The sequence below is a fragment of the Zobellia uliginosa genome (assembly GCF_018860745.1).
GTDB lineage: Bacteria > Bacteroidota > Bacteroidia > Flavobacteriales > Flavobacteriaceae > Zobellia > Zobellia uliginosa_B.
Map to the genome: position 1 here is coordinate 674,265 of NZ_JAHKPY010000012.1, position 24,673 is coordinate 698,937.

29 protein-coding genes are annotated in these 24,673 nt (G+C 36.9%); 7 read left to right on the forward strand and 22 right to left on the reverse strand.

Annotation, left to right across the window (positions count from 1 at the left end; translation table 11 throughout):
* Positions 1-149: 149 nt before the first annotated feature.
* Positions 150-1,280 carry an esterase-like activity of phytase family protein gene (locus KO521_RS14270; protein ID WP_215940558.1) on the reverse strand — a complete coding sequence of 377 codons (1,131 nt, stop codon included), beginning with the start codon at positions 1,278-1,280 and terminating at the stop codon, positions 150-152.
* Between the two features lie 157 nt (positions 1,281-1,437).
* Here KO521_RS14270 and KO521_RS14275 point away from each other — a divergent pair, with 157 nt between their 5' ends.
* From KO521_RS14275 to KO521_RS14285, 3 genes are read left to right on the forward strand one after another with little or no spacing between them, the layout of a single operon-like run.
* Positions 1,438-2,001: a DNA-3-methyladenine glycosylase I gene (locus tag KO521_RS14275; protein ID WP_215940559.1), complete on the forward strand. Its 564-nt coding sequence runs from the start codon at positions 1,438-1,440 to the stop codon at positions 1,999-2,001.
* A 14-nt stretch (positions 2,002-2,015) separates the two neighbouring features.
* Positions 2,016-2,603: a hypothetical protein gene (locus tag KO521_RS14280; protein ID WP_215940560.1), complete on the forward strand. Its 588-nt coding sequence runs from the start codon at positions 2,016-2,018 to the stop codon at positions 2,601-2,603.
* Positions 2,590-3,270 carry a DUF2490 domain-containing protein gene (locus tag KO521_RS14285; RefSeq protein ID WP_215940561.1) on the forward strand — a complete coding sequence of 227 codons (681 nt, stop codon included), beginning with the start codon at positions 2,590-2,592 and terminating at the stop codon, positions 3,268-3,270. Before KO521_RS14280 ends, KO521_RS14285 begins: the two co-directional genes overlap by 14 nt.
* Here the strand turns inward: KO521_RS14285 and aat are convergent.
* The 5 genes from aat to KO521_RS14310 form a co-directional block, all read right to left on the reverse strand.
* Positions 3,250-3,921 carry a leucyl/phenylalanyl-tRNA--protein transferase gene (gene aat / locus KO521_RS14290; RefSeq protein WP_354668209.1) on the reverse strand — a complete coding sequence of 224 codons (672 nt, stop codon included), beginning with the start codon at positions 3,919-3,921 and terminating at the stop codon, positions 3,250-3,252. The genes KO521_RS14285 and aat overlap by 21 nt on opposite strands.
* Positions 3,922-4,011: 90 nt before the next feature.
* A complete protein-coding gene (locus KO521_RS14295; protein WP_215940562.1) occupies positions 4,012-4,389 on the reverse strand; it encodes a DUF3127 domain-containing protein in 378 nt (125 codons plus the stop codon).
* A gap of 197 nt (positions 4,390-4,586) precedes the next feature.
* Positions 4,587-5,255: a hypothetical protein gene (locus KO521_RS14300; RefSeq protein WP_215940563.1), complete on the reverse strand. Its 669-nt coding sequence runs from the start codon at positions 5,253-5,255 to the stop codon at positions 4,587-4,589.
* A gap of 89 nt (positions 5,256-5,344) precedes the next feature.
* Entirely contained in the window at positions 5,345-6,229 is an 885-nt protein-coding gene (locus tag KO521_RS14305) for a flavin reductase family protein (RefSeq protein ID WP_436801490.1), read from the reverse strand.
* 39 nt (positions 6,230-6,268) lie between these two features.
* On the reverse strand, positions 6,269-6,835 hold the full coding sequence (locus KO521_RS14310; RefSeq protein WP_215940564.1) for a hypothetical protein: 567 nt from the start codon (positions 6,833-6,835) through the stop codon (positions 6,269-6,271).
* Between the two features lie 226 nt (positions 6,836-7,061).
* Here KO521_RS14310 and KO521_RS14315 point away from each other — a divergent pair, with 226 nt between their 5' ends.
* Both KO521_RS14315 and KO521_RS14320 read left to right on the forward strand, forming a co-directional pair.
* The gene (locus tag KO521_RS14315) at positions 7,062-8,210 is read left to right on the forward strand and encodes a sensor histidine kinase (protein WP_215940565.1); all 1,149 of its coding nucleotides are present in this window, start codon (positions 7,062-7,064) and stop codon (positions 8,208-8,210) included.
* A gap of 49 nt (positions 8,211-8,259) precedes the next feature.
* Positions 8,260-8,601: a hypothetical protein gene (locus KO521_RS14320; RefSeq protein ID WP_215940566.1), complete on the forward strand. Its 342-nt coding sequence runs from the start codon at positions 8,260-8,262 to the stop codon at positions 8,599-8,601.
* Positions 8,602-8,607: 6 nt separating this feature from the next.
* Here the strand turns inward: KO521_RS14320 and KO521_RS14325 are convergent, their stop codons facing one another.
* Together KO521_RS14325 and greA are read right to left on the reverse strand one after the other, a co-directional pair.
* A complete protein-coding gene (locus KO521_RS14325) occupies positions 8,608-8,997 on the reverse strand; it encodes an HIT family protein (protein ID WP_215940567.1) in 390 nt (129 codons plus the stop codon).
* A 12-nt stretch (positions 8,998-9,009) separates the two neighbouring features.
* Positions 9,010-9,486, reverse strand: coding sequence for a transcription elongation factor GreA (gene greA / locus KO521_RS14330; protein WP_215940568.1), 477 nt, complete (start codon positions 9,484-9,486; stop codon positions 9,010-9,012).
* Positions 9,487-9,631: 145 nt separating this feature from the next.
* On the opposite strand from greA, the gene KO521_RS14335 reads away from it, so the two are divergent.
* Positions 9,632-10,069, forward strand: coding sequence for a hypothetical protein (locus KO521_RS14335; protein ID WP_215940569.1), 438 nt, complete (start codon positions 9,632-9,634; stop codon positions 10,067-10,069).
* A 3-nt stretch (positions 10,070-10,072) separates the two neighbouring features.
* Here KO521_RS14335 and KO521_RS20675 read toward each other — a convergent pair whose 3' ends face one another.
* The 3 genes from KO521_RS20675 to KO521_RS14350 form a co-directional block, all read right to left on the reverse strand.
* Positions 10,073-10,732: a hydrolase gene (locus KO521_RS20675; protein WP_215940570.1), complete on the reverse strand. Its 660-nt coding sequence runs from the start codon at positions 10,730-10,732 to the stop codon at positions 10,073-10,075.
* 52 nt (positions 10,733-10,784) lie between these two features.
* Entirely contained in the window at positions 10,785-11,774 is a 990-nt protein-coding gene (locus KO521_RS14345; protein ID WP_215940571.1) for a Gfo/Idh/MocA family protein, read from the reverse strand.
* Between the two features lie 111 nt (positions 11,775-11,885).
* The gene (locus tag KO521_RS14350; protein WP_215940572.1) at positions 11,886-14,114 is read right to left on the reverse strand and encodes a TonB-dependent receptor; all 2,229 of its coding nucleotides are present in this window, start codon (positions 14,112-14,114) and stop codon (positions 11,886-11,888) included.
* A 385-nt stretch (positions 14,115-14,499) separates the two neighbouring features.
* On the opposite strand from KO521_RS14350, the gene KO521_RS14355 reads away from it, so the two are divergent.
* Positions 14,500-16,980 (forward strand): hybrid sensor histidine kinase/response regulator, encoded by a 2,481-nt coding sequence (locus KO521_RS14355; RefSeq protein ID WP_215940573.1) that lies wholly within the window; start codon positions 14,500-14,502, stop codon positions 16,978-16,980.
* Here KO521_RS14355 and KO521_RS14360 read toward each other — a convergent pair.
* The 11 genes from KO521_RS14360 to KO521_RS14410 form a co-directional block, all read right to left on the reverse strand.
* Complete coding sequence (locus tag KO521_RS14360; protein WP_215940574.1) at positions 16,955-18,337, reverse strand: sigma-54-dependent transcriptional regulator; 1,383 nt, start codon at positions 18,335-18,337, stop codon at positions 16,955-16,957. The genes KO521_RS14355 and KO521_RS14360 overlap by 26 nt on opposite strands.
* A gap of 179 nt (positions 18,338-18,516) precedes the next feature.
* Positions 18,517-18,828 (reverse strand): hypothetical protein, encoded by a 312-nt coding sequence (locus tag KO521_RS14365; protein ID WP_215940575.1) that lies wholly within the window; start codon positions 18,826-18,828, stop codon positions 18,517-18,519.
* Between the two features lie 76 nt (positions 18,829-18,904).
* Positions 18,905-19,216, reverse strand: coding sequence for a hypothetical protein (locus KO521_RS14370; RefSeq protein ID WP_215940576.1), 312 nt, complete (start codon positions 19,214-19,216; stop codon positions 18,905-18,907).
* Positions 19,217-19,281: 65 nt separating this feature from the next.
* Entirely contained in the window at positions 19,282-19,593 is a 312-nt protein-coding gene (locus KO521_RS14375) for a hypothetical protein (protein ID WP_215940577.1), read from the reverse strand.
* Positions 19,594-19,876: 283 nt separating this feature from the next.
* Positions 19,877-20,425, reverse strand: a complete 549-nt coding sequence (locus KO521_RS14380; RefSeq protein WP_215940578.1) for a hypothetical protein — start codon at positions 20,423-20,425, stop codon at positions 19,877-19,879.
* Positions 20,426-20,531: 106 nt separating this feature from the next.
* Positions 20,532-20,846 (reverse strand): PepSY-like domain-containing protein, encoded by a 315-nt coding sequence (locus KO521_RS14385; RefSeq protein WP_215940579.1) that lies wholly within the window; start codon positions 20,844-20,846, stop codon positions 20,532-20,534.
* 338 nt (positions 20,847-21,184) lie between these two features.
* Positions 21,185-21,499: a hypothetical protein gene (locus KO521_RS14390; RefSeq protein ID WP_215940580.1), complete on the reverse strand. Its 315-nt coding sequence runs from the start codon at positions 21,497-21,499 to the stop codon at positions 21,185-21,187.
* A 224-nt stretch (positions 21,500-21,723) separates the two neighbouring features.
* Positions 21,724-23,259, reverse strand: coding sequence for a DUF4301 family protein (locus KO521_RS14395; protein WP_215940581.1), 1,536 nt, complete (start codon positions 23,257-23,259; stop codon positions 21,724-21,726).
* Entirely contained in the window at positions 23,240-23,827 is a 588-nt protein-coding gene (locus tag KO521_RS14400) for an AAA family ATPase (RefSeq protein WP_215940582.1), read from the reverse strand. The genes KO521_RS14395 and KO521_RS14400 overlap by 20 nt, the downstream gene beginning before the upstream one ends.
* Positions 23,782-24,420, reverse strand: a complete 639-nt coding sequence (gene pnuC / locus KO521_RS14405) for a nicotinamide riboside transporter PnuC (RefSeq protein ID WP_215940583.1) — start codon at positions 24,418-24,420, stop codon at positions 23,782-23,784. The genes KO521_RS14400 and pnuC overlap by 46 nt, the downstream gene beginning before the upstream one ends.
* The gene (locus KO521_RS14410; RefSeq protein ID WP_215940584.1) at positions 24,404-24,664 is read right to left on the reverse strand and encodes a hypothetical protein; all 261 of its coding nucleotides are present in this window, start codon (positions 24,662-24,664) and stop codon (positions 24,404-24,406) included. Before KO521_RS14410 ends, pnuC begins: the two co-directional genes overlap by 17 nt.
* Positions 24,665-24,673: the final 9 nt, after the last annotated feature.

The following is a 24,673-nucleotide window of genomic DNA, read 5'->3' on the forward strand; positions in this document are numbered from 1 at the left end:
ACTCAGTCCTTTCTGCGTTGGTAACTTGGGTAACATTGGTAGTACTTTTTAAAAAAAACTTACAAACCTCTCGTTTTACTACCCTTTAAAAAGAAAAAGTCCGTTATACCAAAGGATAACGGACTTTTGAAAGAATTAATATTTGCAATTTACTTTACTTCAAGCAATATAAATTGATTTAACTGTGGACCGAAAGCACTAAAGTTATTGTCCGCTACCAAAACCAACGAACGGCTTCCGTTTTCTAATTCAGGACCAAATGTAATTCCTTCTATATTATCTACTACTCCGTCTGTCAGTTGGCTACGAACACTTTCAAAATCGAACAACAATTTCTTGGTCGCTTTTTTGTATTCCGCATCCAGAAGGCTGTTCATATCACTTACATCCGTGGCATCAGAAGCATCTACGTCATAAATCTTAACATTGTTACCACCGTCTGCATATCCTGTTGAAAAAGAACGTTCCAAGACCAAAAACCTATCAACATCATATTCTAGAATTTCAACGACACCATTTACGGTAAATGATGTTTCATCAAACTTTCTGGCAATCGGGTCCAACTCATAAGCGAATTCTTTTCCGAAAGCACCTGATGAATCAATATATGCAATACGTACTGGAGAGTCTGTATCCTCTACCATAGGTTCTGGACCATCTTGAGAAAGAGGCAGCTCCATAGAAGCCCAATATCCTACACTGTCATACGCAACAGACAGTCCTTCAATGACGCCATTGTGTCTTGGGCCGCGATTCTCTTCAGCAGACACCTTGAATTTTTCCGATAATGAAATATTGGATTTGTATGACCCGTCTGCATTAGCTAAACGAATAAAAGGATCTACACCTCCATTGACATTCCCTTCACTGGACCATAACAAACTACCCCCTGGAGTAACACGAATAGCCTCAGGGTCTACTTCACCATCTGCAAAGGGCAAGTTATTTCCATTAAGTAATTCCGTAACCCCATTGATGGATACATTTTTGAATCCGTTTTCGTTCAGCTCAATATCTGCAGTATAAAAGCGAATAGGTGCTTTAGGGTCGTCACTTATCATATACCATTTTCCGTCTGCATAATCTATTGCGGAAAGCCCGCCAACTTGGGTATCTGCATACATTGTGCCGTCCGGTAATACATACTCATCCACAAATTGTAGACTTGATATGCTCGTATCCTGGTTATCTCCGTTACCTATAATATCGTCCATATGCTCACAAGACAATATGGTTGTGAGAAATATCAATCCCACGATTTCAATAGTAAAGTTTTTCATTATAGTGTGTTTTTAAAAGTCGCAAGATACCACATAGATTCAGTTAAAAAACATATTCAAGATTACCATTAGATTAACTGAGTATTATATTTGCATGGACACATAGCATATATGGATCACAATGTATATTCATACCTTTGAAGGATAATTACTGAACATGGAGAAACAAAGATGCGGTTGGTGCAAAGGAGACACACTTTATGAGGCTTACCATGATGAAGAATGGGGCTCACCAGTAAAAGAAGACAACTTACTATTTGAATTTTTGGTATTGGAAACTTTTCAGGCAGGGCTAAGCTGGATAACGGTATTAAGGAAACGGGAAAACTTTAGAAAGGCATTTGATAGTTTCGATTATAAAAAAATTGTCACTTACGAAGAAGAAAAGATTCAGGAGCTACTACAAGATGCAGGAATTATCAGAAACAAATTAAAAGTACGGGCAACAGTTTCCAATGCTTTGGCGTTTATAAAAGTGCAAGAAGAGTTTGGAAGTTTCAGTAACTATGTTTGGGGGTTTGTAAACGATACCCCCATAAAGAACAATGTAGAAAACTATGAAACGGCCCCAGCTACTACGGCACTTTCCGATGCGCTCAGTAAAGACCTTAAAAAAAGAGGGTTTAAGTTTGTAGGCAGCACTGTAGTTTATGCTTTTATGCAAGCTACAGGTATGGTAAACGACCATGAGATGTCTTGCTTTAGATATAATGAAGTTTAAGAAATTTAAATCCTATGAATTTTAAGTCGCTTTTATTTTTGATGCTATTTGTTTTTCTGAGTACAGGCACCACTTTTGCTCAAATAAAAAGTGAGCGAGAACATCGCATAAAGAAATCTCAGTTTCCTGAGAACGCACGGCTGTTCCTACATCAAAAGCTGGTTAACGCCAAGCGTATTCGTTTTTACAAGGAGATAGACGGCAACAAAGTTAGTTACGAGGCCAAGTTTAAAAAAGACCGCCTACGATATAGTATAGAATTTAATACAGAAGGTATTCTTGAAGATATTGAAATTGAAATTCAACCGGTAGATATCCCAAACGATACGTATACCAAAATCACCAAATATTTAGAAAACAATTTTAAAAAGTTCCGTGTAAAAAAAATCCAACAACAATATATTTCGGATGGTGAAGATATAGACCAAACCTTAAAAGAGGCCTTTCAAAACCTAATGTTACCCTCCATTAAATATGAACTTGTTGTAAACGGTAAAAAAGAAAAAGAGTTTGAGCAATTTGAAATTCTATTTAATGCCGATGGAAAATTTGAACTGATCAAGAAAGCATTACCACCCAATTATGATCATGTACTATATTAAAAGCTTTGTTATAGTTTTAAGCTTTTTTTTCAGCATTACCACCTTTAGCCAAGAAAACGTTACCGGATACTTTCAACCGGATATTTCTTTAAACTACAAGGTAAGTTCAAATTACTCGCACAACTTTAAAATTGCACAACGTGCGTTTATTTATGAAGACAACTTTTCATATCGCACAAGACAAGTTGACCTTTCTCATTTCTCTACTTTAAAGGTTGGCTTTCACCAGAGTTTGGGAGTAGGAATTCAATACCGTTTTAGAAATACTTTTGACGCTCCAGGTGAAAATGAGCTTAGGATAACCGAGCAATATAAATTTTCGCACACTTATGGAAATCTAACCTTGGGAAACCGCTTTAGAGCGGAACAACGCATTACACCCGAAAAAACAATACATCGGTTTCGGTACCGACTTTCGTTGAACGCACCTTTAAAAGGTGAAAAACTGGATATTGGAGAACCCTATTTCTCTATTTCGGCAGAACCCCTTCTTAGTGTAGCCGAAAGCAGAAAACCTATTTATGACCAGCGACTCACTTCTCATTTTGGTTATTTACTTAACCGGGAAACCAGGTTAGAAGTAGGTGCTGAGTATCGCGCCGAAGATTACAACAAAAACACGCACCACATATACTTTTTGCTTACCTCACTTATTTTCAGCTTGTAATATTTTAATGAATTCGCTACGCGGAATTTCTTCCGCACCTAAGCTTTCAAGATGGTCTGTGTGTATTTGGCAGTCTATGAGTTTATAATTTCTTATTTCTAGCTCTTGTGCTAGTTTAATAAATGCAAATTTAGAAGCATTGCTTACTTTACTGAACATACTTTCACCACAAAAAATTGTTCCGAGGTCAATACCATAAAGCCCGCCAACCAGTACCTTATTTTCCCAAACCTCGTAAGAGGCAGCATATCCGTTTTTATGCATTTCCAAATAGGCATTCTTCATATTATCCGTTATCCAAGTCCCATCCTGATTTTCTCTAGGAACACTGGAACAAGCTTCAATAATTTCTTTAAAGCAGGTATTTTTGGTTAATCGAAAACGGCCATCGCGCAGTACTTTACGCATACTTTTAGAGATCCTGACATTTTGAGGATATAAGACCATTCGCGGATTTGGGCTCCACCAAAATATTAATGCATCATCATTAAACCATGGAAAGATTCCGCTTTTGTAAGCTAACAACAAACGTTCTACGGATAAATCCCCACCAGCTGCCAATAATCCTTCTTCATTGGCATTTTCCACAGATGGGAACACCAAACTATCGGATAAAAAAATCAAGGAATTTTTACGTTCTTGGCCTGACACTTTTTAGTTTTAATAGGTATCAAAAATAACAAAAGCCCCATTAGATATCAATCCTATAGGGCTTTTGAATTTTAATCAAAGACTTTATGCTTAGAAAGGCAAATCGTCATGATCTTCTTCGTTAAGATTATCAGCTGGCTGAAAAGCTTCTGCTGGTGGCACTGGAGGCATTCCTGCCCCACCTTGTTCCGCTTGAACGCCTTCAATTCTCCAACCTTGGATAGAGTTGAAATACTTCACCTCACCTTGTGGGTTTGTCCATTCCCTACCTCTTAAGTTAATGCTGATTTTTACATCCTGCCCTACTTTAAAGTTGTTTAACAAGTCCGTTTTGTCCTGTACGAACTCTACCATTATATGCTGTGGATATTGCTCTTCTGTAGTTACTACAATCTCGCGCTTTCTGAACCCGTTGTTACCAAACGTTTGGGTTTCTCCTACCATTTTTACTTTTCCTTGAACTTCCATGATTATGAATTATATGTGAACTAATTAATATGTGCATAAAAGTAGTTTTAATCGTAAAATCCACCTAAAAAAACAAGCAGAAGTTATTAAAGGTTATCAGCAACATCCTATATAAAATTTTAATTCAAATAACAGATTCTACTTAAACCTTTGGCCATCTTATTTTTAAACAAAAGCTCTTTCTGCTTTACCTCCTTTTAAAGCTTGTAAAAGAGTTTAAAGCCTAAAGTGGGGTTTGGCCTAAAATTGTTTTCTTCCTTTTCATAGACCGTTCTAAACCCATGTCCAGAACGCTCTACCGTTCCTTCCCTAGCATTTACTAAGTTATCAAAAACGATATCTTTAAATCTAAAACCGACACCTCCATAAAAATTAAATCCAAAATGACGCCCTAGGTTCAAGAACAATCCAAATTTTAAGTGCATACCATACTTCTGTCGGGTAAAATCAACCTTATCATAAAGAAAATTTACTCCATCTTTTCGTTCGTACCCATCGTTCAATAAGGTAATGAACTCTTCAATATAAAAGAGTTCAACAGCAATATATTTTGGTGTTCTTGCTCCTTTCCCTAATTGGTAATAGAGTTCCGGGCGCACCTCAAAGAGTGAACCATTCTCAGCTTCTCTGTTCGAAAACAAACCAGTTCCGCCACCGGCTCCTAGATCAAGTCCCATTTTCCAGTTCCCTCCTAAATGTTGCACATATCCTAAACGTAATCTGGGCGAATGGATATCTAATAAAGAAAGCGGACTAAACGTTATATATGAATTCGTATCAAGACTATCGTTTGCATTTGCATTTTGAGAAAACGCATGTGGCGTGCAAAAAATGAAAACAAAAATTGCAAGAAGAAGAGTTCTCATAGGATTATAACCGTTTTAGTGAATGCTAATTTCCACTAGAACACTTCACACAAACCAAACCCTACTAAAATACTGGTTTTCCAGTAGTATTACTCCGCTAATAAAACCTTCCAAGCAGAAAGCACATCCTTTTGTCGTATAAATTCTTGGGCCTTTAATTCTAACGGTTTTCTTTCTCCGCCACTCAGAAGGGAACGTATTTCTACATGGTTCCCCACAAATTCCCTAACCGCATCAGCATCCGGAATTTCCTCTACATTTCCCAACAAACCCAAATCGTTTCCGGTCAAAACCGTACTTAGCCGGATATGTTCTGGTATAGTATCAATACCAACACCCAAAGTAGAAAGTGGTTTTGGGACTTCAAACATTCCCATATTTGCGCGACTGTACCAGTTACCGCCCATACGAGCCACCAGGTCTATTTTATGTTGATCAATAACTCCGTTTTCGTTCAATACATCCAGGTCTAAATGTACTTTTACTACCTCTGCGAAGATTAAATTACCAGCGCCTCCCTCACGACCTAAAGCCTCAACTTTAGTTACTTTACACTCAAACTGTACCGGTGATTCTGCCACCCTGAATGGTTTCACAATATCGGATTGCAACATAGTGAGTCCTGATTTCTCAAACTCATTCACCTCTTTTCCGTACTCGGTACTGGATAAGGACATCTGTTGTACCATATCATAATTCACAATATTGATGACAACCTCCATAGTCAACAGCACATTTTGTAAGGTATGCTTGGTTGTATTGTCCCGTACGCGTCTTGCAGGAGAAAAAATCAATATTGGCGGATTGGCACTAAACACATTAAAGAAACTAAAAGGCGATAAATTGGGATTTCCTTTTTCATCTACCGTACTTGCAAATGCGATAGGCCTAGGCCCTACAGCTCCTAAAAGATAACCGTGTAACTGTGCGGTAGTAACCGCTTCTGGAAGTATTGAAATCATTTCTTTTGCCATAGGGCAAAGGTATGGAAATTGGGTGTTTTAAAGATAGTACTACTGAGCTTTACTTTCAGACTCATAGAACTCAATGGCCCTTAGATAATTCATTGCTCCGGTCATGGTCATATCATTAACAAAACCATCTAGTTCAGGGTGATTTTCCTTAACCCAACTCACGAGCGTATCTTTTTTTGCCGACCAAACGCTAAAATCATTATCCGTATATCCTAATTCTTCAATTTTTGAGACTTTATCAGAGGTAAAAGAGATTTTAACCTGATACTTGAGCGGATTCTTTTGCAAAAACGCATTACGAAGATTCTTTTGCCCTATGGTTGCAATAACCTCAGTACCTTTTCCCTCCATTTCTATTATCTCATAAGATGATCTAAATATAGAATCCCACTTAAACATTTCATACAAACTAACGTGATTATAGGGTACAACAAAATCACCGGAGACTATGGTTAGACTGTCATTTGCAACTGTTTTTATAGTATTGAAATCACCACTATCAAATGCTTGGTAATATGTTGTGACGGTTTCTTTGTGAGTTGGGTTTTGGGTATTGCAGGCTGTTAGGGCCAATAATAGGGATAGTATGAGGAGGGTGATTTTCATGGGTTGTTTAGTTTTGCATTTCCTCTAAAATAGAAATAAATACCATTTAAAACCTTTAATTGGGTAAGAATAAAACTACACACTTAAAAGTATTTAGACATTATACGACCTTAAGCAACGCTCGTACTTTTACATCTCTCTTTTTCCTCTTATTTACATTATATTTGATGAGTTCTTGCTTTAGTGAATGACAGGCATGAACGGATTCTAAAAGCTATTTATCCGGATGAATTTTAGTCCCAAGAACAAATCTTCTAATCTTATTTTGCTCATTGCTTCTTTTGGCATTGTGAGTCTTATCTTGCTAAACACCAATAGTTTTTTTAAGAAATTCAAGGAAGAGGAACGTCTTAAAATGGAGATTTGGGCAACGGCACAATCGGAGTTTCAGCAGTCTTCGGAGGAGATGGATTTAGGAAACCTTCACCTAAAAGTTTTTCAGAACAACACATCTACACCAATGATTCTGGTAAATAAAGATGGTTCTGTAAAGACCAACAATATGTCTACTGAAAAAGTTGGCGATTCCGTTTATATTCAAAATCAGATTTTAAAATTTCAAAATGAGAACACCCCAATTTCAATTGATCAACAGGGCACTCATTTGGCTACCTTATACTACGGGAATTCTGAGGTGTTGAACAAACTTAAATATTACCCTATTGCTCTTTTGCTTATTATATTCTTATTTGCAGCGGTCATTTTCTTTTTCTTTAAAACGAACAAAGCATCTGAACAAAATAAATTATGGGCCGGTATGGCCAAAGAAACAGCGCATCAAATTGGCACACCGCTCTCTTCTTTATTGGGCTGGAACGAGCTTTTGAAAACTGAAAATATCAATCCTGAAATCACAAAAGAAATAGCCAAGGATATCTCTCGGCTAGAAACCATAACGGAGCGGTTTTCTAAAATTGGATCCTTGCCAAAATTAAACACGCATGATATAGTTAAAGAAACCAAGGATGCCTATGAATATCTTAAATTGCGCAGCTCTAAACTCATTGAATTTTCTTTCTCCTCTAACGTTAAAAACCTTGACGTTATGTTGAACAAATCTCTTTTTAACTGGACGATAGAAAACTTGGTCAAGAACGGTATTGACGCCATGAAAGGGAAGGGAAGTATTCATATTGAAATTATAAACGAGGGTAAACAGGTACACGTTCATGTTGCCGATACGGGACACGGCATACCCAAAAGTAACTTCCAAGCTATTTTTAATCCTGGAGTAACCAGTAAAAAAAGAGGCTGGGGATTAGGGCTCTCTTTGGTAAAAAGAATAGTTGAAGAGTACCATAAGGGGAAGATTAAAGTACTTTCGTCGAATAAACAGGGAACAGTTATGCAACTTACACTAAAGACCTTAAGTTAGAAGGTTGTAATTAAGCATTATTAAATTTATATTTTTTAGACGCAGTAAAATGGCAAAGGAAGAGTTAGTGGTTATTAAAGAGGCAGACCTGACAAACAATTGTCCGGAATGTTTTAATCAAGATTTGAAACTTTCATTTTACCAAAAGCACAGGCAAGGCAAACTCTTCAAGTCCATTACTAATGAAGTTACCTATAAAATAGTATGTAATAAATGTGGAACCAATATTTATCCTGTAAGCTGGACAGATGATATTGAGCGAAGTTTTAAATATTATCAAAAAATGGTCGTTCCAGACCGTAGTTCAGTTACTTTCACCTCTTTATTCTGGATACTTACCCTATTACTAGTTGCTGTAGTAGCCGCCGGGGTTTATTTCCTACTGCACTAAAAATTATTAGAGTGCTGCTACGATCTTGGCTGCAGTTTCCTTGAATTCTTCCTCAGAAAGAGACACTTTATGCTGAAAAGTCGCATTCTGCATATTTGTTAGTGGAATTAAGTGCACGTGTACATGAGGCACTTCTAAACCAATAACGGTCATACCCACTCTTTTGCAATCTATAGATGCTTCTATGGCCATACCTACTTTTCGTGAGAAAGCCATAAGACCCATGTAAGTATCTTCATCTAGATCCATAATCTTATCTACCTCTTTTTTTGGAATACACAACGTATGTCCTTTGGCATTTGGATTGATATCTAGAAAAGCAAAATAATTATCGTCTTCCGCTATTTTATAACAGGGAATTTCGCCATTTATGATTTTTGTAAAGATTGAGGCCATAAGTGATTGTTTTTAAGCTCTTGAAATCTCTAATATATCAAACTTTAAAGTACCGTTTGGTACCTTAATTTCTGCGGTTTCACCAACTTTTTTACCCAATAGACCTTTTCCTATAGGGGAATTAACGGATATTTTTCCTGTCTTTAAATCGGCTTCGCTCTCCGCAACTAAAGTGTATTTCATCTCCATTCCATTGGTCTGGTTTTTCAACTTTACGGTTGATAGAACTAAAACCTTAGAAGTATCTAATTGCGATTCATCTATTAGACGCGCATTGGAAAGCGTTTCCTCCATCTTGGAAATCTTAAGTTCCAAAAGACCTTGTGCTTCTTTAGCAGCATCATATTCGGCATTTTCAGACAAGTCACCTTTGTCTCTTGCTTCACCTATAGCCTGAGAGGCTTTTGGACGTTCAATATCTTTTAAATGATTAAGCTCCTCCCTTAATTTTTGTAATCCTTCTTTAGTATAGTAAGATACGTTACTCATGTTATACTCATTTAATAATCTTGTAAAATAAGAAAATCCTCTACACAAGCCGATATATCGATGGCTAATTTTAGAGAGGATTTAACGCAAATATACATAATTTTTGTTCAATTTTGTTTCACGCATTTTAAATCACATTCCTTCTATGAAGCATTTTCTTAGCTTTCTTCTTATGATATTCTTACTCTCGTGCAATAATGATGGCGTAATCCGCAATCCTTACCTGCAAGAAGTTGGATTTCGGTTTGATATGAATCTCAATCTGCCTCTTTATAGTAAGCTTACCAATATTGGTAGTGTGGTTTTTATTCAAAATGCAGGTGTAGGACTAAAAGGCGTATATGTAATCCAATCAGGTATTGACCAATATAGAGCGTTTGAAGCTTCCTGCCCAAACCATGTACCTAACGATTGCTCCACAACACAATTAAACGGAATTGAAGTAACTTGTGGCTGTGAAGACTACACGTACAATCTTTTTACGGGCTCTTTAACAAATGCCCCTGATGATGGAGAGCGGCGCTATGATATGCTGGAATACCGTGTTGTTAGGAGTGGTAACATTGTTTTGGTTTCCAATTAACCACTACTCGTTCCTATATTTATCCATAATACCTTTAAACAGCTCCCCTGTGGAAGGTGGGGTATAAGATATAGCGTTGGCTCCGGCTTCTATAGCAGATAAAATGGTTTCATCTGTTTTTCCTCCTGTGGCGATAATGGCGACCTCATCATTTATATCTCGTATACGTTTAATAATATCCGCTGTTTTTCCTGCGCCCGAGACATTAAAAATATCAATACCGGCCTTTATCCTTCCTTTTATATCATCTTTTTCCGAAACGATGGTAATGGTAACCGGAATATCTATTCTATCCTTCAACTGCCTTATAAGGTCATTAGGTGCCGGTTTGTTAAGCACTACCCCCAAAGCCCCTTGAAAATCTGCATGAACCGCCAATTCAACCGATCGGTTACCTGTAGTAATTCCACCTCCTACTCCACAGAAAATAGGCTTATCGGCCGCCAGTATCAATGCATGGGAAATTGTGGGCTGTGGCGTAAAGGGATAAACAGCTATGATGGCGTTGGCGTTGGTATTTCTAATAATGGCCACATCTGTACTGAACAAAAACGATTTTAGCAATTGTCCAAAAACACGAATACCAGAGCACTCGTCAATAATCTCTGGAACGGCTACGATACTCTTGCGTAGCTTGCTTCCAAAAGCAGGTACCTTTTTCATTTTTAAATAGATAAATATGGTTTTATTCTTCGGATAGATTGGATACGGAATATTAGAGATTTCCCAAAATACTATCCATTACCCAACTGGTATGCAAGGCCGTTTTTCCTGTTGATGGGTGCCCTTGCCCTTCCAATAAGTCTGCTTTCAGGTTTTCTACATGGAACTGTTGCACGTGTTTTGGATGTTCTATAAAAAGTCTTTTTTCACCCTCTTCATTCTTAAGCACCACATCGGTATCTTCAAAAACCGAAAAGCTGATTTTGCCTCCGCTACCAAAAATTTCAACACTGTCCTCTCTTTGTTGGGTACCAAAATTCCAAGTACCGGAACCGGTAATTCCATTCTTGTGTAACCAATGCCCGGTAATGGCATCCTTAGCGGTATACAGCTCCTGTTGATTTAAAGCGACACCAGAAGCATTTTCAAAATCTCCCAATAAAAAAGCAAAAAGGTCTAGACCGTGACTCGCCAAATCATCAAAATAACCTGCAGGAGCTACTTTTGCATCAGTACGCCAATTGTATTCCCCACTCAAATCTATAGCATTGGGCGGTTTTCCTAAGAACCAACGAATGTGACGTACTTCTCCAATTTTATTGGCATCCAACCATTCTTTCACCTGTAAAAAACGAGGCAACGAACGGCGATAATAAGCAACGAATAAGGGCAAACCCTTATCTTCAAAAGCATTAATAATTTCTAAGCTTTCCTCATGGTTGGGCGCCATTGGTTTTTCAATACAACAAGGTTTTCCCACTGCGGCCACTTTTAACGCATAATATTTGTGGGAATCCGGAGGGGTAGCAATATAAACGGCATCTACTTCAGTGTCATTTATAAGCGCATCTGCATCCGAGTAATACTTGGCAACACCATGTCTTTTCGCATAGTCTGCCGCTTTCGCTTCATCTCTACGCATAACTGCGACAACTTCAAAACCTTCTGTATTTTGATAGGCAGGTCCGCTTTTAACTTCGGTTACGTTACCGCATCCTAATATACCCCAGCATATTTTTGTTTTTAGCGTTGTATCTTTCATAATAGCACCACTTTGAATCCGTAGTAAAAATAACGGATTTAAAGACAGCTTATCATAAGGAAAGGAACTAATTCAACAAGTTTTTGACTCAATAAAATTCTAACATAAAGATTAAAACCTAACAGTTGCTCCTAACAAAAAATTAGTTCCTGCTTGCGGATAATAGCCAGCGCCTTCAATAGTCTGAACAGACCCTGAACTATCATCATCATAGGTATAGAAATAGCCGTTAGAAACTATATCCTCATCAAAGATATTATTCACCAAAGCAGATAATGTAATACTCTTGATGACCGATTTAAAATCAAGAACGTACTGTATATTCAAATCTGTCTGTGAATAGGCATCCAAAACTGAGTTTTCCGAATCTATATTACCCATATATTGTTCACCAACATATTTAGATAAAGTAGCTATTCTAAAGTTCTTAACCGGGGAGTAAGCAATGCTATTTCCAATAACGACATTTGGCGAATACGCAATATTGGTATTCCCCAACTCACGAAGTTCTCCATCTCTTTCAAAAAAGAAATCTAAATTCTTATTAGTACTAACAGCTATATTAGGTTGTATTTGCCATTTGTTTCCTATAAGAATATTGGCGTCCAACTCAATACCCGCACGATAACTGTCTCCAACATTTTCACGCAATGGTGCCCCAACGTCATTCAATTGACCCGTTAGAACCAACTGATCTTTATACCTCATATAATAGGCGTTGGTATTTAACTGAAAAGCATTAGAAACATAACGCCACCCCAACTCAAAGTCGTTCAGTTTTTCCGGTTTTGGGCTTCCGCTTTCATAATCATTTCTATTAGGCTCACGATTGGCAACCGCATAACTGAAATAAAAATTATTGTTTCTGTTCAAATCAAACACAACGCCGGCTTTAGGATTGAAAAAATGAAATGTATCATCTACCAGACCTGTTTCTTCTCCATTTGCCAAATAACCCACTCTTCTGTATTGCAGGTCCCCAAAGAGACTCCACTTATCATTTAAGCCATAATTTGCCTTAGTGTAAAAATTAAAATCGGTTTTATTGGAATCATCTTCATAATAGCGGTCACGAATCTGATTATCATTTGAATAACGCGCCCAAATTACTTCTCCAAAATGATCGCCTTGGTAGGAATTCCAGCCTCCGCCTAAAATGACATCCAAACGATCTTTGGTATAATTAGCAGAAAAAACTGTCCCATAAAATTTGTTGTCCAACCAGCGACGCCGGATATAATCGGTAGAAGTGATTTCTTCGCCATTTAAAATGAAATTGTCGCGACCAATAAAATTTAATTGTGAATCCCCTTCGTATAAAACATTGGTATAGTAATAATCATCAACATATTCTTCAAAAAAACCACGTCCATTTGTAAAATGCAAAGCAAGGTTAAAACTCCATAAATCCGATAGCTTTTCGTTCCAAAGAAATTGAGCATGATTTTGCCTGTAATTATCTTCCTGCTTATCATAAAAGCCTTCTAAATCGCCATTGTCATCAAGTTTCACACCGCCAATATTAAAAGAACGATTCGAATCAATGTTATCATCTTGCCCAATGAGATTAATCGGCGAAGGGTCAAATCCAAACCAAGATTGATAAGTAACCTCATGCCCTCCAAAAAGCAATGCTTTTAGTTGTGTATTATCATCTGTGTAAGCCGCTTGTAAAAAATAGGAATCCAAATCTGAAGAAGCGCGATCTACATACCCATCTGAAGTTATTCTAGACAATCGCCCTGAAATTTCAATATGGTCATTTAATAATCCTGTACTAAATTTGATATTATTACGAAGTGTTTTAAAACTACCTACCGAAGATGAAATTTGGGCATACGCTTCATCCGAAACGGCATCCGTCAATAAATTTAGACTAGCACCAAAAGCACCCGAACCATTGGTTGACGTACCTACACCACGTTGCAACTGCAAACTCTCCGTAGACGATGCAAAATCCGGCATATTTACCCAGAACGTACCATGAGATTCAGAATCGTTATAAGGTATGCCGTTTATAGTAACATTTACCCGTGTATTATCACTACCACGCACACGAATGCCTGTATAACCCACTCCTGCACCTGCATCTGATGTAGTTACAACTCCTGGCAAGAAGTTCATAAGAATTGGAATATCCTGACCCAAGTTACGCGATGCGTATTCTTCTTTCTTAAGGTTGGAAAAGGTTACCGGAGTTGCTTTATTGACTCTAATGGCGGAAACAAAAACCTCATCTAGATCTATTTTTTTCCCTTCTACAGAGTCAATTTTTTTTTCTTGTGCAAAAAGTTGGGTGGTCATTGCTGAACAGACCAAAAGCATTACAAAGTACTTCATTCGTATAAGTTAGCTACGAATAAAAGGGGCGTTATTCTTATTTTTAAATTGAATTTCGTCCGGTTGAGGACAAGCATAAATATTCCAAGAAGTGAAAAATCACTGTCCCTTGGCAGCATTACCCGCCCAGGTTCATTGGGTATAATCTCAGCTTATCTTGAGGCAGATATGACATTTATTCACATTTCTACCAAATCAAGAGTTCGCACCCCTTTGAGATTCGGCAAATATAGGTCTAGGCTTTCACATTTCATAACTAATTCTACCAAAAGACCTTTTATACAAGGCCTTTTAAAGCATATGGAACAAACAATTAACGCTTATTTGTAAACCCTATGCGCTTTATATACGTATTTTTAGAAACACTTTTTTGCAAAATGGAAATATGGTAAACGCTTCAAAAAAATCCAAAAATAAGTTCACCTTAAAAATTGTTACTAGTTACCTTATTTTGGCACTACTAGCAGCAGGTGTGGGCTATTTTGTTTACACGGAAATACAGACCTATATTTCTACGGAAACCTCTGATGTTAACGATGAAAAGTTATTGCGTACAAGTTCATTAATGACCAACCTTTATGAGGCCGAGAGTCTATCTAAAATGGCATTACAAAGTGATGAGAAAATTAATTTTGATGGGTATGCCCTTAAAATCGATTCTATTCAAGTACAAATAGACACCTTAAAACAGTTGATGTTGGGCGATGAACAGAAAAGTTTACTAGATAGTCTACAGATATTATTAAGCCAAAAAGTAAGTAACAATAACGAGCTACGAAGCCTGAAGAGCAAAAGCAACTCTGCCAATTCATTGGATAAGGCCCTTAAAGAATTTGAAAAAATAGAAGAGTCCTTCGGTAAATTTTCTGCCGAAAACCTTTTTACAAACTTCAACCAATTATCCCCAAAAGTTCAAAATTCACTTCGTGAGTATGCACTACTTATAAGCAAAAACGTTCCCGATTCGGACAACACCATTAAAAATGCTGCGTATGTAGATTCTATATTGAATGTATCTAAGGCTATGCTGAGAAAAGCAAAACTTGCAGATTCTAGATCACAGCGTTCGTTGGCTCAAAAAGAGATTGAAGTTAACAGAAACGACTTGGAATTGTCTCGTCAACTTCAAAATATCATTGCCGCATTTGAGAAAGAAATCATATCTAGCAGTTACAACACCAGTATTGTAAAACGCGACACGTTAAAAAGAACTACCAGAATAGCCGGTATGGCTGCACTACTTGGTTTTTTAATTGTTGGAATCTTCTCTTTTTTAATTACTAGGGATTATTGGAAAGTTCAGACCTACAGAATACGATTAGAAAAAGAGAAGAAATTCTCGGAGTCGCTTTTAAAAAGTAGGGAACAACTTATTTCTACGGTTAGTCATGACCTTCGCACACCGCTAAATACCATTAGTGGTTATTCTGAACTTTTAGAGAGCACCGAGTTGTCCAAAAAGCAGAACGGATACATAAAAAACGTTAAATCCGCTTCCGAATATGTAGGCAATTTAGTGAACGATTTATTGGATTTCTCCAAACTGGAAGCTGGCAAACTTAAAATTGAGAAAGTTCCTTTTATTCCTGCTCACCTCATCCAAGAAACGGCAGAAAATCTTCAGGCAATTCATGCCAACAAAGGATTAAAGTTAGTTTTGGAAATAGGCCCACAATTGCAACAAACGGTTTTGGGTGATCCTTTCAGGATTCGGCAAATACTCACTAATTTAATGGGCAATGCCTTTAAGTTTACAGAAAATGGTGAGATAAGAATTACCGCAACTGCAGAAAAAGGGAAAAATAAAGCCTTATCTGCTAAAATTGAGGTAATGGATACCGGTATTGGTATTGCAAAAGACAAACAACATCTTATTTTTAGAGAATTTACTCAAGCCGATCATAATATCGATAAAAAGTTTGGGGGTCACGGATTGGGATTGACTATTTCCAAAAAACTCGCAGAGCTACTAAAAGGAAAATTAACCCTAGAGAGTAAATTAGGTTCTGGAAGCACATTTATACTACAATTACCATTAGAGGTTACTGATGCCGTTGAAAAACCCAGCAAAGAACTCCCATACATGGCACCAAAACTCCGAATGTTAATTATTGATGATGATACGGCATTGTTACATATGTTGCAAGAATTAGCAGAGAGCATGGGCATAACGGCGCATACCTTTACCAACTTTCTTTCTATTGAAAAAGATTCTCATTTGGCTTATGATCTAGTATTAACTGATATTCAAATGCCACAAGTAACCGGATTCGAAGTTTTAAAGAAGTTACAATCCGGTAATTACAAACACTACACCAAGCAACCTATTATTGCTATGACGGGCAGAAGGGATTTAGGCCCAGAGGCTTATATTGGTGTGGGGTTCTCTCAAGTTCTACAAAAACCTTTTACCAAAGGCGAGCTTGTGGCCACCCTAAAGTTATTAGGCATAGCTACCCAAAAACAGGAAGTAGTAGAAGAAAAACAAGAGATTACAGCATTAGACCCCAAACTATATAATCTAGATATTATACATTCTTTCCTAGGGAACAATGAAGACGCCATCCAAGATGTACTGCGGACTTTTTTGAGCGATACCGAAACAAATATGAAACTTCTTGATGAAACGGTTACAGCAAACGATTACCAACAGGTTAACCAAGTTGCTCACCGTATGCTACCTATGTTTCGTCAATTAAAAGTAGAAAACTGTGTAACCATACTAGAAAAAATGGAGGTTGGAACCCCTAAGAACCTTAGTCCAGATCTGCTCTTAAATTCTTTTAAAGCCTTGAAACACCATGTAAAGGAACTCATAGTTGAACTAGAAGATCGTTTGTCTACAAGTCCAGATTATAATGGTTGATTTTATTGTAAAGTGTTTTTCTGGTTACCTGAAGTAATTTTGCCGCTTTAGATTTGTTGAAATTTGTCTTTTTCAAGGCCTTAATAATCCGGTCTTTTTCAAATTCCGATTTTGAAAAATTCTCAACCGCAACTTCCTTTTCCTGTGGCTGCAGTACTTCCCGTGGTAAGGCATCCATTTGCACCTCGTCTCCTGTGGTTAACAAAACCGCACGTTTCACCACATTTTGTAACTCTCTTAAATTGCCCGGCCAGTGGTATTGCTGAAATACCTCCCATACTTCTGATGAAAAACTATCTACGTTTTTATCCAAACTGGCATTTGCCTTGTTTAAGAAATTCTCGGCAAAAAGCATTAAATCTTCAAATCGTTCCTCCAAAGAAGGAATTTGAATAGAAAATTCGTTTAACCTATGAAAAAGGTCTTCCCTAAAAGTTCCTTTCTCTACAGCCTCAGTCAAATCTTCATTGGTAGCGGTTATTATTCGCAAATCAACATCAATTTCTTTTGTGCTACCTACACGTTTTATTTTACGTTCTTGAAGTGCTCTAAGTAGCTGAATTTGGTTCTCATAAGAGAGGTTACCCACTTCATCCAAGAACAAAGTTCCTTTGTTAGCCGCTTCAAAATTTCCAATTTTATCTTCTACGGCTCCTGTAAAACTCCCCTTTATGTGCCCAAAAAATTCACTTGTGGCCAGCTCTTTTGGAATAGCCCCACAATCTACCGCTATGAATTTGAAATCTCTTCTTTTGCTGTTATTGTGTATGGCCCTTGCTGTTACCTCTTTACCTGTTCCACTTTCGCCAGTAATTAAAACCGACATATCTGTAGGAGCAACTAACTTTATATAATCTTCAAGTTTTTTGGATGCATCACTTACTCCTTTTACGATGGAACTGGGAGTTACTTTTTCAGCAACTGACTTGGCACTTTTAGTTTTAGGAGTTTCCTCAGATTCTTTGAGTGTTGCTGATATTGCTTGAGCTGAAGTATTCTCTACTTTTAATGCATTATCCAAAATCATTATTATTTCTTCTGGAGTAAAAGGTTTTGAAATATAATCGAACGCTCCCTTTTTCATGGCGTTTACTGCTGTACCCACTTCGGCATATCCTGTCATTACCACTACTTGGGTCTTGGGACTTACCTGTTTTATCTCGGACAGTAATTGAATACCGTCATAATCGGGCAACCGTAAATCTGTCAATATCAAATCAAAATTGGTTTTCCCGAATTTTTCCTTGGCATCTGGGGCGGTGAAGCTGGTCTCTACTTCATAACCGTGTCTTGTCAAAAACTTTTGAAGCATCTGACAAAATGCGGCATCATCTTCAATGATTAAAAGGTTTGGCATAAAAGCTTTCTAGTGTTCTGTATCTATCTACGTAAAAATAGCATAAGAAAGCTCTTTCACTTCTAAATTTATCATAAAAGATGCTTTTAGAAAAGGGTCTAAACGCAAAAAAGGAACCGTTATAGCACGGTTCCTTTCTTAAAATTGGTTCGAAATTTCTTCCGACAATTTAACTTTTTTTACTGTTCAATAGCGTTTCCTTCTTCGTCAACGATTAGTGCACCTGAAGTACCATCTTCTAAAGAAACTTCCAATTTGTACTGGTTAGCTTCATTTTTATGAGCCTTGTTGATTGTAGCTCCTGGGTAGTTAGTCTCTACCATTGTAGTAACTGCTTCTGGAACTTCTTCCAATGCAACTTCAGCAAAGGCATCTTGCTCTTGTGCTACAGCCTCCGTTGCAGTTTCAACAGCTTCTGTTGCCTGCTCTTCTTGAGCGAATGCAGTTAAACTTCCTAATGCGAATACTGATGTGATAAATAATTTTTTCATAATGTTTTATTTTTTTATATGTATATAATTAATGGTAATGTACTTGGTATTTTGGGGCAATTTTTTAAGCTAATTCTTACTGCTCGATAGCGTTACCTTCTTCGTCAACAATAAGAGCACCTGAAGTACCATCTTCTAAAGAAACTTCCAATTTGTACTGGTTAGCTTCATTTTTGTGTGCTGCGTTGATAGTAGCTCCTGGGTAGTTAGTCTCTACCATTGCTGTTACTGCTTCTGGAACCTCTTCCAATGCAACTTCAGCAAAGGCATCTTGTTCCTGCGCTACAGCCTCTGTTGCAGTTTCAGCAGCTTCTTTTGCTTGCTCTTCTTGAGCGAATGCAGTTAAACTCCCTAATGCGAATACTGATGTGATAAATAATTTTTTCATAATGTTCTATTTTTATATATAATTAATGGTAACAATATTATTTGGGGGAACTGATAAACTTGTTCTTATTGCGTAATAGCGTTTCCTTCTTCGTCAACAATAAGAGCACCTGAAGTACCATCTTCTAAAGAAACTTCCAATTTGTACTGGTTAGCCTCATTTTTATGAGCCTTGTTGATTGTAGCTCCTGGGTAGTTAGTCTCTACCATTGTAGTAACTGCTTCTGGAACTTCTTCCAATGCAACTTCAGCAAAGGCGTCTTGCTCTTGTGCTACAGCCTCCGTTGCAGTTTCAACAGCTTCTGTTGCCTGCTCTTCTTGAGCGAATGCAGTTAAACTTCCTAATGCGAATACTGATGTGATAAATAATTTTTTCATGTTATAAGGTATTTTCTTTATTAGTAATTGATTTCTCTTAATGTATAGAAAATATGATACCAATATTTCAAAAAACAAACAACTCACTTTAAATCAGCTATTTACATAAATGTTGTTGTTTTTAAAGTGTGTATTATTGTGAAATTGTATTTAAGTTGAGTAATTATTCCACAGTAAACAACTTACCTATATGCCTTCATAAACTTTGGGATATGTTTAATTCGGGTAATAACTACAATGTGTCAAACATAAAATCATTTTGAAAAAAATAGCCCAAAGTCTTTTATTCCGTTCGCCTTAAATAACTACCGTCATCATTTTTAATAAATTGAATTCCGTTTAAGGGCGAGTAAATTATAAACCCAGAATGACTTCCGGAGTTTAATACAAAAACACTACTAAAATCATATCCGTCAGAGCTGAAATCCGTAAGTATTTCTTCTAAATTTTCAGTATTCAGATAATTAACTCCATAAAACGTAGGACCGTCAGAGATAACTATGTGAGATTTATTTTCATCCCTTTTTTCTATTGTAGTCGTAAACGTCCTCCCCAAGTTTTCAAATATCAACTCATTTTTCTGACTTTCAGCTAACTCTACCAAACAACTATCCTCGTCCGAAGAATTAAGGTCCCTGTTCTCTGTTGTTTTGCTGGTAACTTTCGCAATTTGTATTTCTTTTTCTTTGTTTATAAACTGAATGCCCTCCTCCGCTATTATGCTCATCGCGGATGACTCAAAATCATTAAGGTCATATTTGATAGTTTCATTATCGGAGCAACCGCACCCATATACGATGGTAAAGCACAAGATCATTGCAAGTTTCTTCATTTCTAAAAAAATTAGTTAATAAACCTATATAAATATAGAAAGGGGTTGCAGTTGCAACCCCTTTCTGACCAAACCAACTTGATACAAAACAAATAACTCAAGTTATTTACATTTCAATCCAGTTACCATTTTCGTCGGCATATAGTGTACCAGCGGTACCATCTTCTAGAGATACTTCTAACTTATACTGATTTGCCTCATTTGTGTATGCCTTATCTATAGATGCAGTAGGGTAGTTTTTAGAAACTGCAGCAGTTACTGCTTCTGGTAACTCATCAGATGATACTTCAGAAAAATCATCTTGAGTAGCTACGGCTTCAGTTGCTTCTACTTCTGCATTCTCAATTACTATAACTTCTTGTTGAGCAAAAGCAGAAAGGCTTCCTAATGCGAAAACTGCTGTGATAAATATTCTTTTCATAATCGTATGCTTTATTTTAAATGTTCTGATTTTACTAAAGAAATAATGATACCAAAGACCCGAATAAAGTTTATATACTTGATTATCAGTAATTTATGCTATTTTAAGCATATTAAAAGTGTGTAATAGTGTGTATTTAAAGGACATACTTGTGTAAAATATATACGAAACAGCCTATTGCGGTCGTCTATTATTAACCTAGGCGTTCCTCTATATATCAATCCCACTTATTAGTTAAATATTAGTGCTGCTCAAATATTATCACACAACAAAAAGTCCCATCTTCATATGAAGATGGGACTTTTCTACTAACTTTTTAACTATAAACTTAAATACTCTTATTTTTCAATCCAGTTACCTTCAGCATCAGCATATAATTCAGCTGTTTCGCCATCTTCTTTGGCAACTTCTAATTTATAACCAGCCTCTTCACTTAAATAAGCTTTAGAGATAGTTGCACCTGGATGAGCTGCTTCTAGAGCTTCAGCTATAGCAGCAGGAACTTCTTCCACAGCTACTTCAGCATATTCGTCTTGAGCTTCAACAACTTCAGTTACTTCTGTTGTTACTTCCTCTACTACTGTTTCTTCTTCTTGAGCAAAAGCTGTCATTGTACCTAAAGACAATACTGCAGCAAACATTAAATTTTTCATTTTGTGTGTGTTTGAAATTATTATTTGTTTTGTTTATCGCTAATTATAGAGAGAAAATAATGCCAACAACTTAATTTTCACATTAAAATTCTGATAATCAGTATTTTACATTTAAACTACTGAATTATAGATATGTATACAGGTGTGTAAAAACAAAAAAAAGTGTGTAAAAAATACACACTTTTTAAGTAAATAATTATTTGAGATATCAGTACCACAGCTTATCATACTTGATGCGCAGGTCGTAACAAGTCATTTACGGTCTTCACAGGATTAAAAGTTGAAGAAGGTACTTCAACAAAAATAGTGTTCCAAAAAGCCATAGCCCCATTCCACAAACCTGGCAGTTCCAATGCTTTTAGTTCTCTACCTTCTTTTGTTTTACCCGTTATAAAACCTTGTTTTGTATCAACAAAATTCATAAGGTTATACTTTTCTCCTTTATAGTTCTTAACGGCACATACTAAATCTACCGGATTAAAGTGTGTAGAATTCTTAAGAATACTGGCCTGTTGACTCTTGTCCATATCTATTTGCGCCGACTCAATAATCTGAAGCGATATATTTCCTTTTCTATCGTTTATCCAAAACGGACCGCCACCAGGTTCACCTTCATTTACCACCATACCACATATGCGTATTGGCCTATTGATTTTATCCTTAAGCACTTCTATTTGTTCCCCAATACTAAAACTAGAGAAGCTATCTGAAAAACGAACATTAAGCTCGCTTTCCAAAAAGCTTTTGATTTTATTTAACTGATCAGCTGTAAGCTCATCGGAATCTAAACTCTTAGCATAAGCAAAAGCCTTTTCCTGAACTGTTATCAAAACACCCGCCAATACCTTTTTACTATCTGCAACCTCTGTCGCAAATTTTGGCACTGTAACATTATCTATATTCTTAATGAAAATTATATCTGCATCCTGCTCATTCAAGTTCTCTATTAAAGCCCCGTGACCACCTGGTCTAAACAAAACGGAACCATCACTATTTCTAAAAGGTTCGTTCTGCATATCTACAGCAATCGTATCCGTAGATGGCTTTTGGTTAGAATAACTAACGTTAAAGGAGGTTTTAGTTGTAGCAGAAACACGGTCTTTAACGGAATCGAACTCCGCATTGAACATATCTCCATGCTGTTCACTAATTGTAAAGTGCAACTCTGCAGTGTCTCCTGTTTTGGCATAAACAGAGGCTTCTTTTAAATGCTCTTCAAAAGGCGTTGCCGTATGGTCTCCGTAATTATGAAAAGGCAACAATCCCTTTGGAAAGAAACCATAGTTTAAAGCGTCTTCTGACATCATTTCTTTTACAAAAAGATATACCTCTTCATCTTTTAAAGACGTTTTACCAGCAATACGTTGTTTCACCAAATCGTAAAAAGCAAAATTGGTCATGCCTTCAGAGAATGCTTTCAAAGCTTTGTCCCCTGTCCGCTCAAAATAGGCATCCAAAGTTTCGTTAGCAGGATTGTAAGCATCCAAGAAATTGAACAAAGCTTTAAACATACGCGATGCAGCACCAGAGGCCGGCACAAACTTCAACAAAGACAAATTGCTTTGTGAGGCATCAAACTTTTGTATCAATGCTTTTTCTTCCGATTGGGTAAACTTTGAAAGACCTTCACCAACGGTAGCGGCCTTTTCCAATTGCACAAACGGAATACCTTCTTTGAAAGTTTCTATTTGGTCATGTACCTTTTTTTCTGAAATCCCTTTTTTGGCTAGTAACGCCAAATCATTTTCTGTTAGTGTCATCTAATCTTTTCTTCAATAATTTATCTATATGCTCTACAGCAGTTTCCAAGCGTTCTTTTCTATCGCCCTTCAATATAATAAAATTACGATCATATTTCTCTAGTGTTTCTTTGAAGTACATGAACATTCGCTCACGTTCGTTAGGTTTATCCCTTAAATCATCGCCAACCCACGGCACATCTATATAGGTAAGCAAATACAAATCATAATGATTATTTAATGCATGTTTCTCCAAAATGGGGTCACAGTATCCAAGATAATATGCTTCTGAATATACTTTGGTCTCTAGTAGATCAGTATCACAAATAAGAACTTTAGAAGCTTTTTTTGCCAGTTGGTTTTCTAACTTCATCTGGTCTTCGGCAATTGGCAACAGGTCTTTTGGTTCGCACGTCTTGCGTTCGTTATTCCATTTATCCTGTAGATATTCCCTCGCATACTCGGGTACCCACACCGTATTGTAATACCGTGCCAACTGATCGGAAAGCGTGGTCTTACCCGTAGATTCAGGACCGAACAGTACTACTTTAACAACGTCTGAGGGCTTTTGTTCAAACTTTTTTTCCATGCGAGATAACCGTAAACTGCAATGATAGTAAACAAGAAATATTGCAGAGAGGTAAATATAAGGCCTTTGTACCAATAAAGAGGGACGCTAATAACGTCACCTATAATCCAATACACCCAATTTTCCAGTTTTTTCTTTGCCATTAGCCACATGCCAACGAAGAAAATAGCAGTAGTAACGGTATCTACATAAGCTGTCCAGTTATTGAACTTATCAAAAAGAAGATAAATTAAACATACAAACACCACCGTTATGACAAACAGCAGTATGGACCATTTTTTCTCACCATCCGTTGTTCGCGTAATTGGAATAAAATGGGTATCGTCTACCTTTCTTGTCCATACATACCAACCATAAATACTCATGGAAAAATAATAAGCATTTATGAGCATGTCTCCTAAAAGGCCAAAGACCAATAGAATATATACAAAAATAGCCGTGCTTATAATCCCCGTGGCAAAAACCAGAATATTCTCTTTTTTTGAGAACCACACACTAAGAAAACCAAAGATGACTCCAATTACTTCTAAAACCACCAAGTGCGTGGCCGTACCATCATACTGGGCAAATATCCAATCAAAAAAATGGCTCATAATCGCTTCGGTCAGACTTTACTATTTTCATGTACAACAAGCCTTTATCCATTAATTCAAAAGCTTCTTTAATATCACTTTTAAGAACACCCATAACCAAATCATAATCTCCAAAAACCTGAGTACTCAAAGGGTTTTCTAAAACCATTAGATCAGAAGCACGTAGTTTTTTTATAAAGTTGATGATGTGTTCCTCAAAATCATCTTGTAAAGGCGAAAAGGTAAGTTCTACCGATATGTCCATTCTATTTAA

What these genes read in the sequence shown, in the direction of transcription:
- KO521_RS14270 (WP_215940558.1), bottom strand. Translation starts at nt 1,280, where the DNA reads ATGAAAAACTTTACTATTGAAATCGTGGGATTGATATTTCTCACAACC.
- KO521_RS14275 (WP_215940559.1), top strand. Translation starts at nt 1,438, where the DNA reads ATGGAGAAACAAAGATGCGGTTGGTGCAAAGGAGACACACTTTATGAG.
- KO521_RS14280 (WP_215940560.1), top strand. Translation starts at nt 2,016, where the DNA reads ATGAATTTTAAGTCGCTTTTATTTTTGATGCTATTTGTTTTTCTGAGT.
- KO521_RS14285 (WP_215940561.1), top strand. Translation starts at nt 2,590, where the DNA reads ATGTACTATATTAAAAGCTTTGTTATAGTTTTAAGCTTTTTTTTCAGC.
- KO521_RS14295 (WP_215940562.1), bottom strand. Translation starts at nt 4,389, where the DNA reads ATGGAAGTTCAAGGAAAAGTAAAAATGGTAGGAGAAACCCAAACGTTT.
- KO521_RS14300 (WP_215940563.1), bottom strand. Translation starts at nt 5,255, where the DNA reads ATGAGAACTCTTCTTCTTGCAATTTTTGTTTTCATTTTTTGCACGCCA.
- KO521_RS14305 (WP_436801490.1), bottom strand. Translation starts at nt 6,229, where the DNA reads ATGGCAAAAGAAATGATTTCAATACTTCCAGAAGCGGTTACTACCGCA.
- KO521_RS14310 (WP_215940564.1), bottom strand. Translation starts at nt 6,835, where the DNA reads ATGAAAATCACCCTCCTCATACTATCCCTATTATTGGCCCTAACAGCC.
- KO521_RS14315 (WP_215940565.1), top strand. Translation starts at nt 7,062, where the DNA reads ATGAATTTTAGTCCCAAGAACAAATCTTCTAATCTTATTTTGCTCATT.
- KO521_RS14320 (WP_215940566.1), top strand. Translation starts at nt 8,260, where the DNA reads ATGGCAAAGGAAGAGTTAGTGGTTATTAAAGAGGCAGACCTGACAAAC.
- KO521_RS14325 (WP_215940567.1), bottom strand. Translation starts at nt 8,997, where the DNA reads ATGGCCTCAATCTTTACAAAAATCATAAATGGCGAAATTCCCTGTTAT.
- greA (WP_215940568.1), bottom strand. Translation starts at nt 9,486, where the DNA reads ATGAGTAACGTATCTTACTATACTAAAGAAGGATTACAAAAATTAAGG.
- KO521_RS14335 (WP_215940569.1), top strand. Translation starts at nt 9,632, where the DNA reads ATGAAGCATTTTCTTAGCTTTCTTCTTATGATATTCTTACTCTCGTGC.
- KO521_RS20675 (WP_215940570.1), bottom strand. Translation starts at nt 10,732, where the DNA reads ATGAAAAAGGTACCTGCTTTTGGAAGCAAGCTACGCAAGAGTATCGTA.
- KO521_RS14345 (WP_215940571.1), bottom strand. Translation starts at nt 11,774, where the DNA reads ATGAAAGATACAACGCTAAAAACAAAAATATGCTGGGGTATATTAGGA.
- KO521_RS14350 (WP_215940572.1), bottom strand. Translation starts at nt 14,114, where the DNA reads ATGAAGTACTTTGTAATGCTTTTGGTCTGTTCAGCAATGACCACCCAA.
- KO521_RS14355 (WP_215940573.1), top strand. Translation starts at nt 14,500, where the DNA reads ATGGTAAACGCTTCAAAAAAATCCAAAAATAAGTTCACCTTAAAAATT.
- KO521_RS14360 (WP_215940574.1), bottom strand. Translation starts at nt 18,337, where the DNA reads ATGCCAAACCTTTTAATCATTGAAGATGATGCCGCATTTTGTCAGATG.
- KO521_RS14365 (WP_215940575.1), bottom strand. Translation starts at nt 18,828, where the DNA reads ATGAAAAAATTATTTATCACATCAGTATTCGCATTAGGAAGTTTAACT.
- KO521_RS14370 (WP_215940576.1), bottom strand. Translation starts at nt 19,216, where the DNA reads ATGAAAAAATTATTTATCACATCAGTATTCGCATTAGGGAGTTTAACT.
- KO521_RS14375 (WP_215940577.1), bottom strand. Translation starts at nt 19,593, where the DNA reads ATGAAAAAATTATTTATCACATCAGTATTCGCATTAGGAAGTTTAACT.
- KO521_RS14380 (WP_215940578.1), bottom strand. Translation starts at nt 20,425, where the DNA reads ATGAAGAAACTTGCAATGATCTTGTGCTTTACCATCGTATATGGGTGC.
- KO521_RS14385 (WP_215940579.1), bottom strand. Translation starts at nt 20,846, where the DNA reads ATGAAAAGAATATTTATCACAGCAGTTTTCGCATTAGGAAGCCTTTCT.
- KO521_RS14390 (WP_215940580.1), bottom strand. Translation starts at nt 21,499, where the DNA reads ATGAAAAATTTAATGTTTGCTGCAGTATTGTCTTTAGGTACAATGACA.
- KO521_RS14395 (WP_215940581.1), bottom strand. Translation starts at nt 23,259, where the DNA reads ATGACACTAACAGAAAATGATTTGGCGTTACTAGCCAAAAAAGGGATT.
- KO521_RS14400 (WP_215940582.1), bottom strand. Translation starts at nt 23,827, where the DNA reads ATGGAAAAAAAGTTTGAACAAAAGCCCTCAGACGTTGTTAAAGTAGTA.
- pnuC (WP_215940583.1), bottom strand. Translation starts at nt 24,420, where the DNA reads ATGAGCCATTTTTTTGATTGGATATTTGCCCAGTATGATGGTACGGCC.
- KO521_RS14410 (WP_215940584.1), bottom strand. Translation starts at nt 24,664, where the DNA reads ATGGACATATCGGTAGAACTTACCTTTTCGCCTTTACAAGATGATTTT.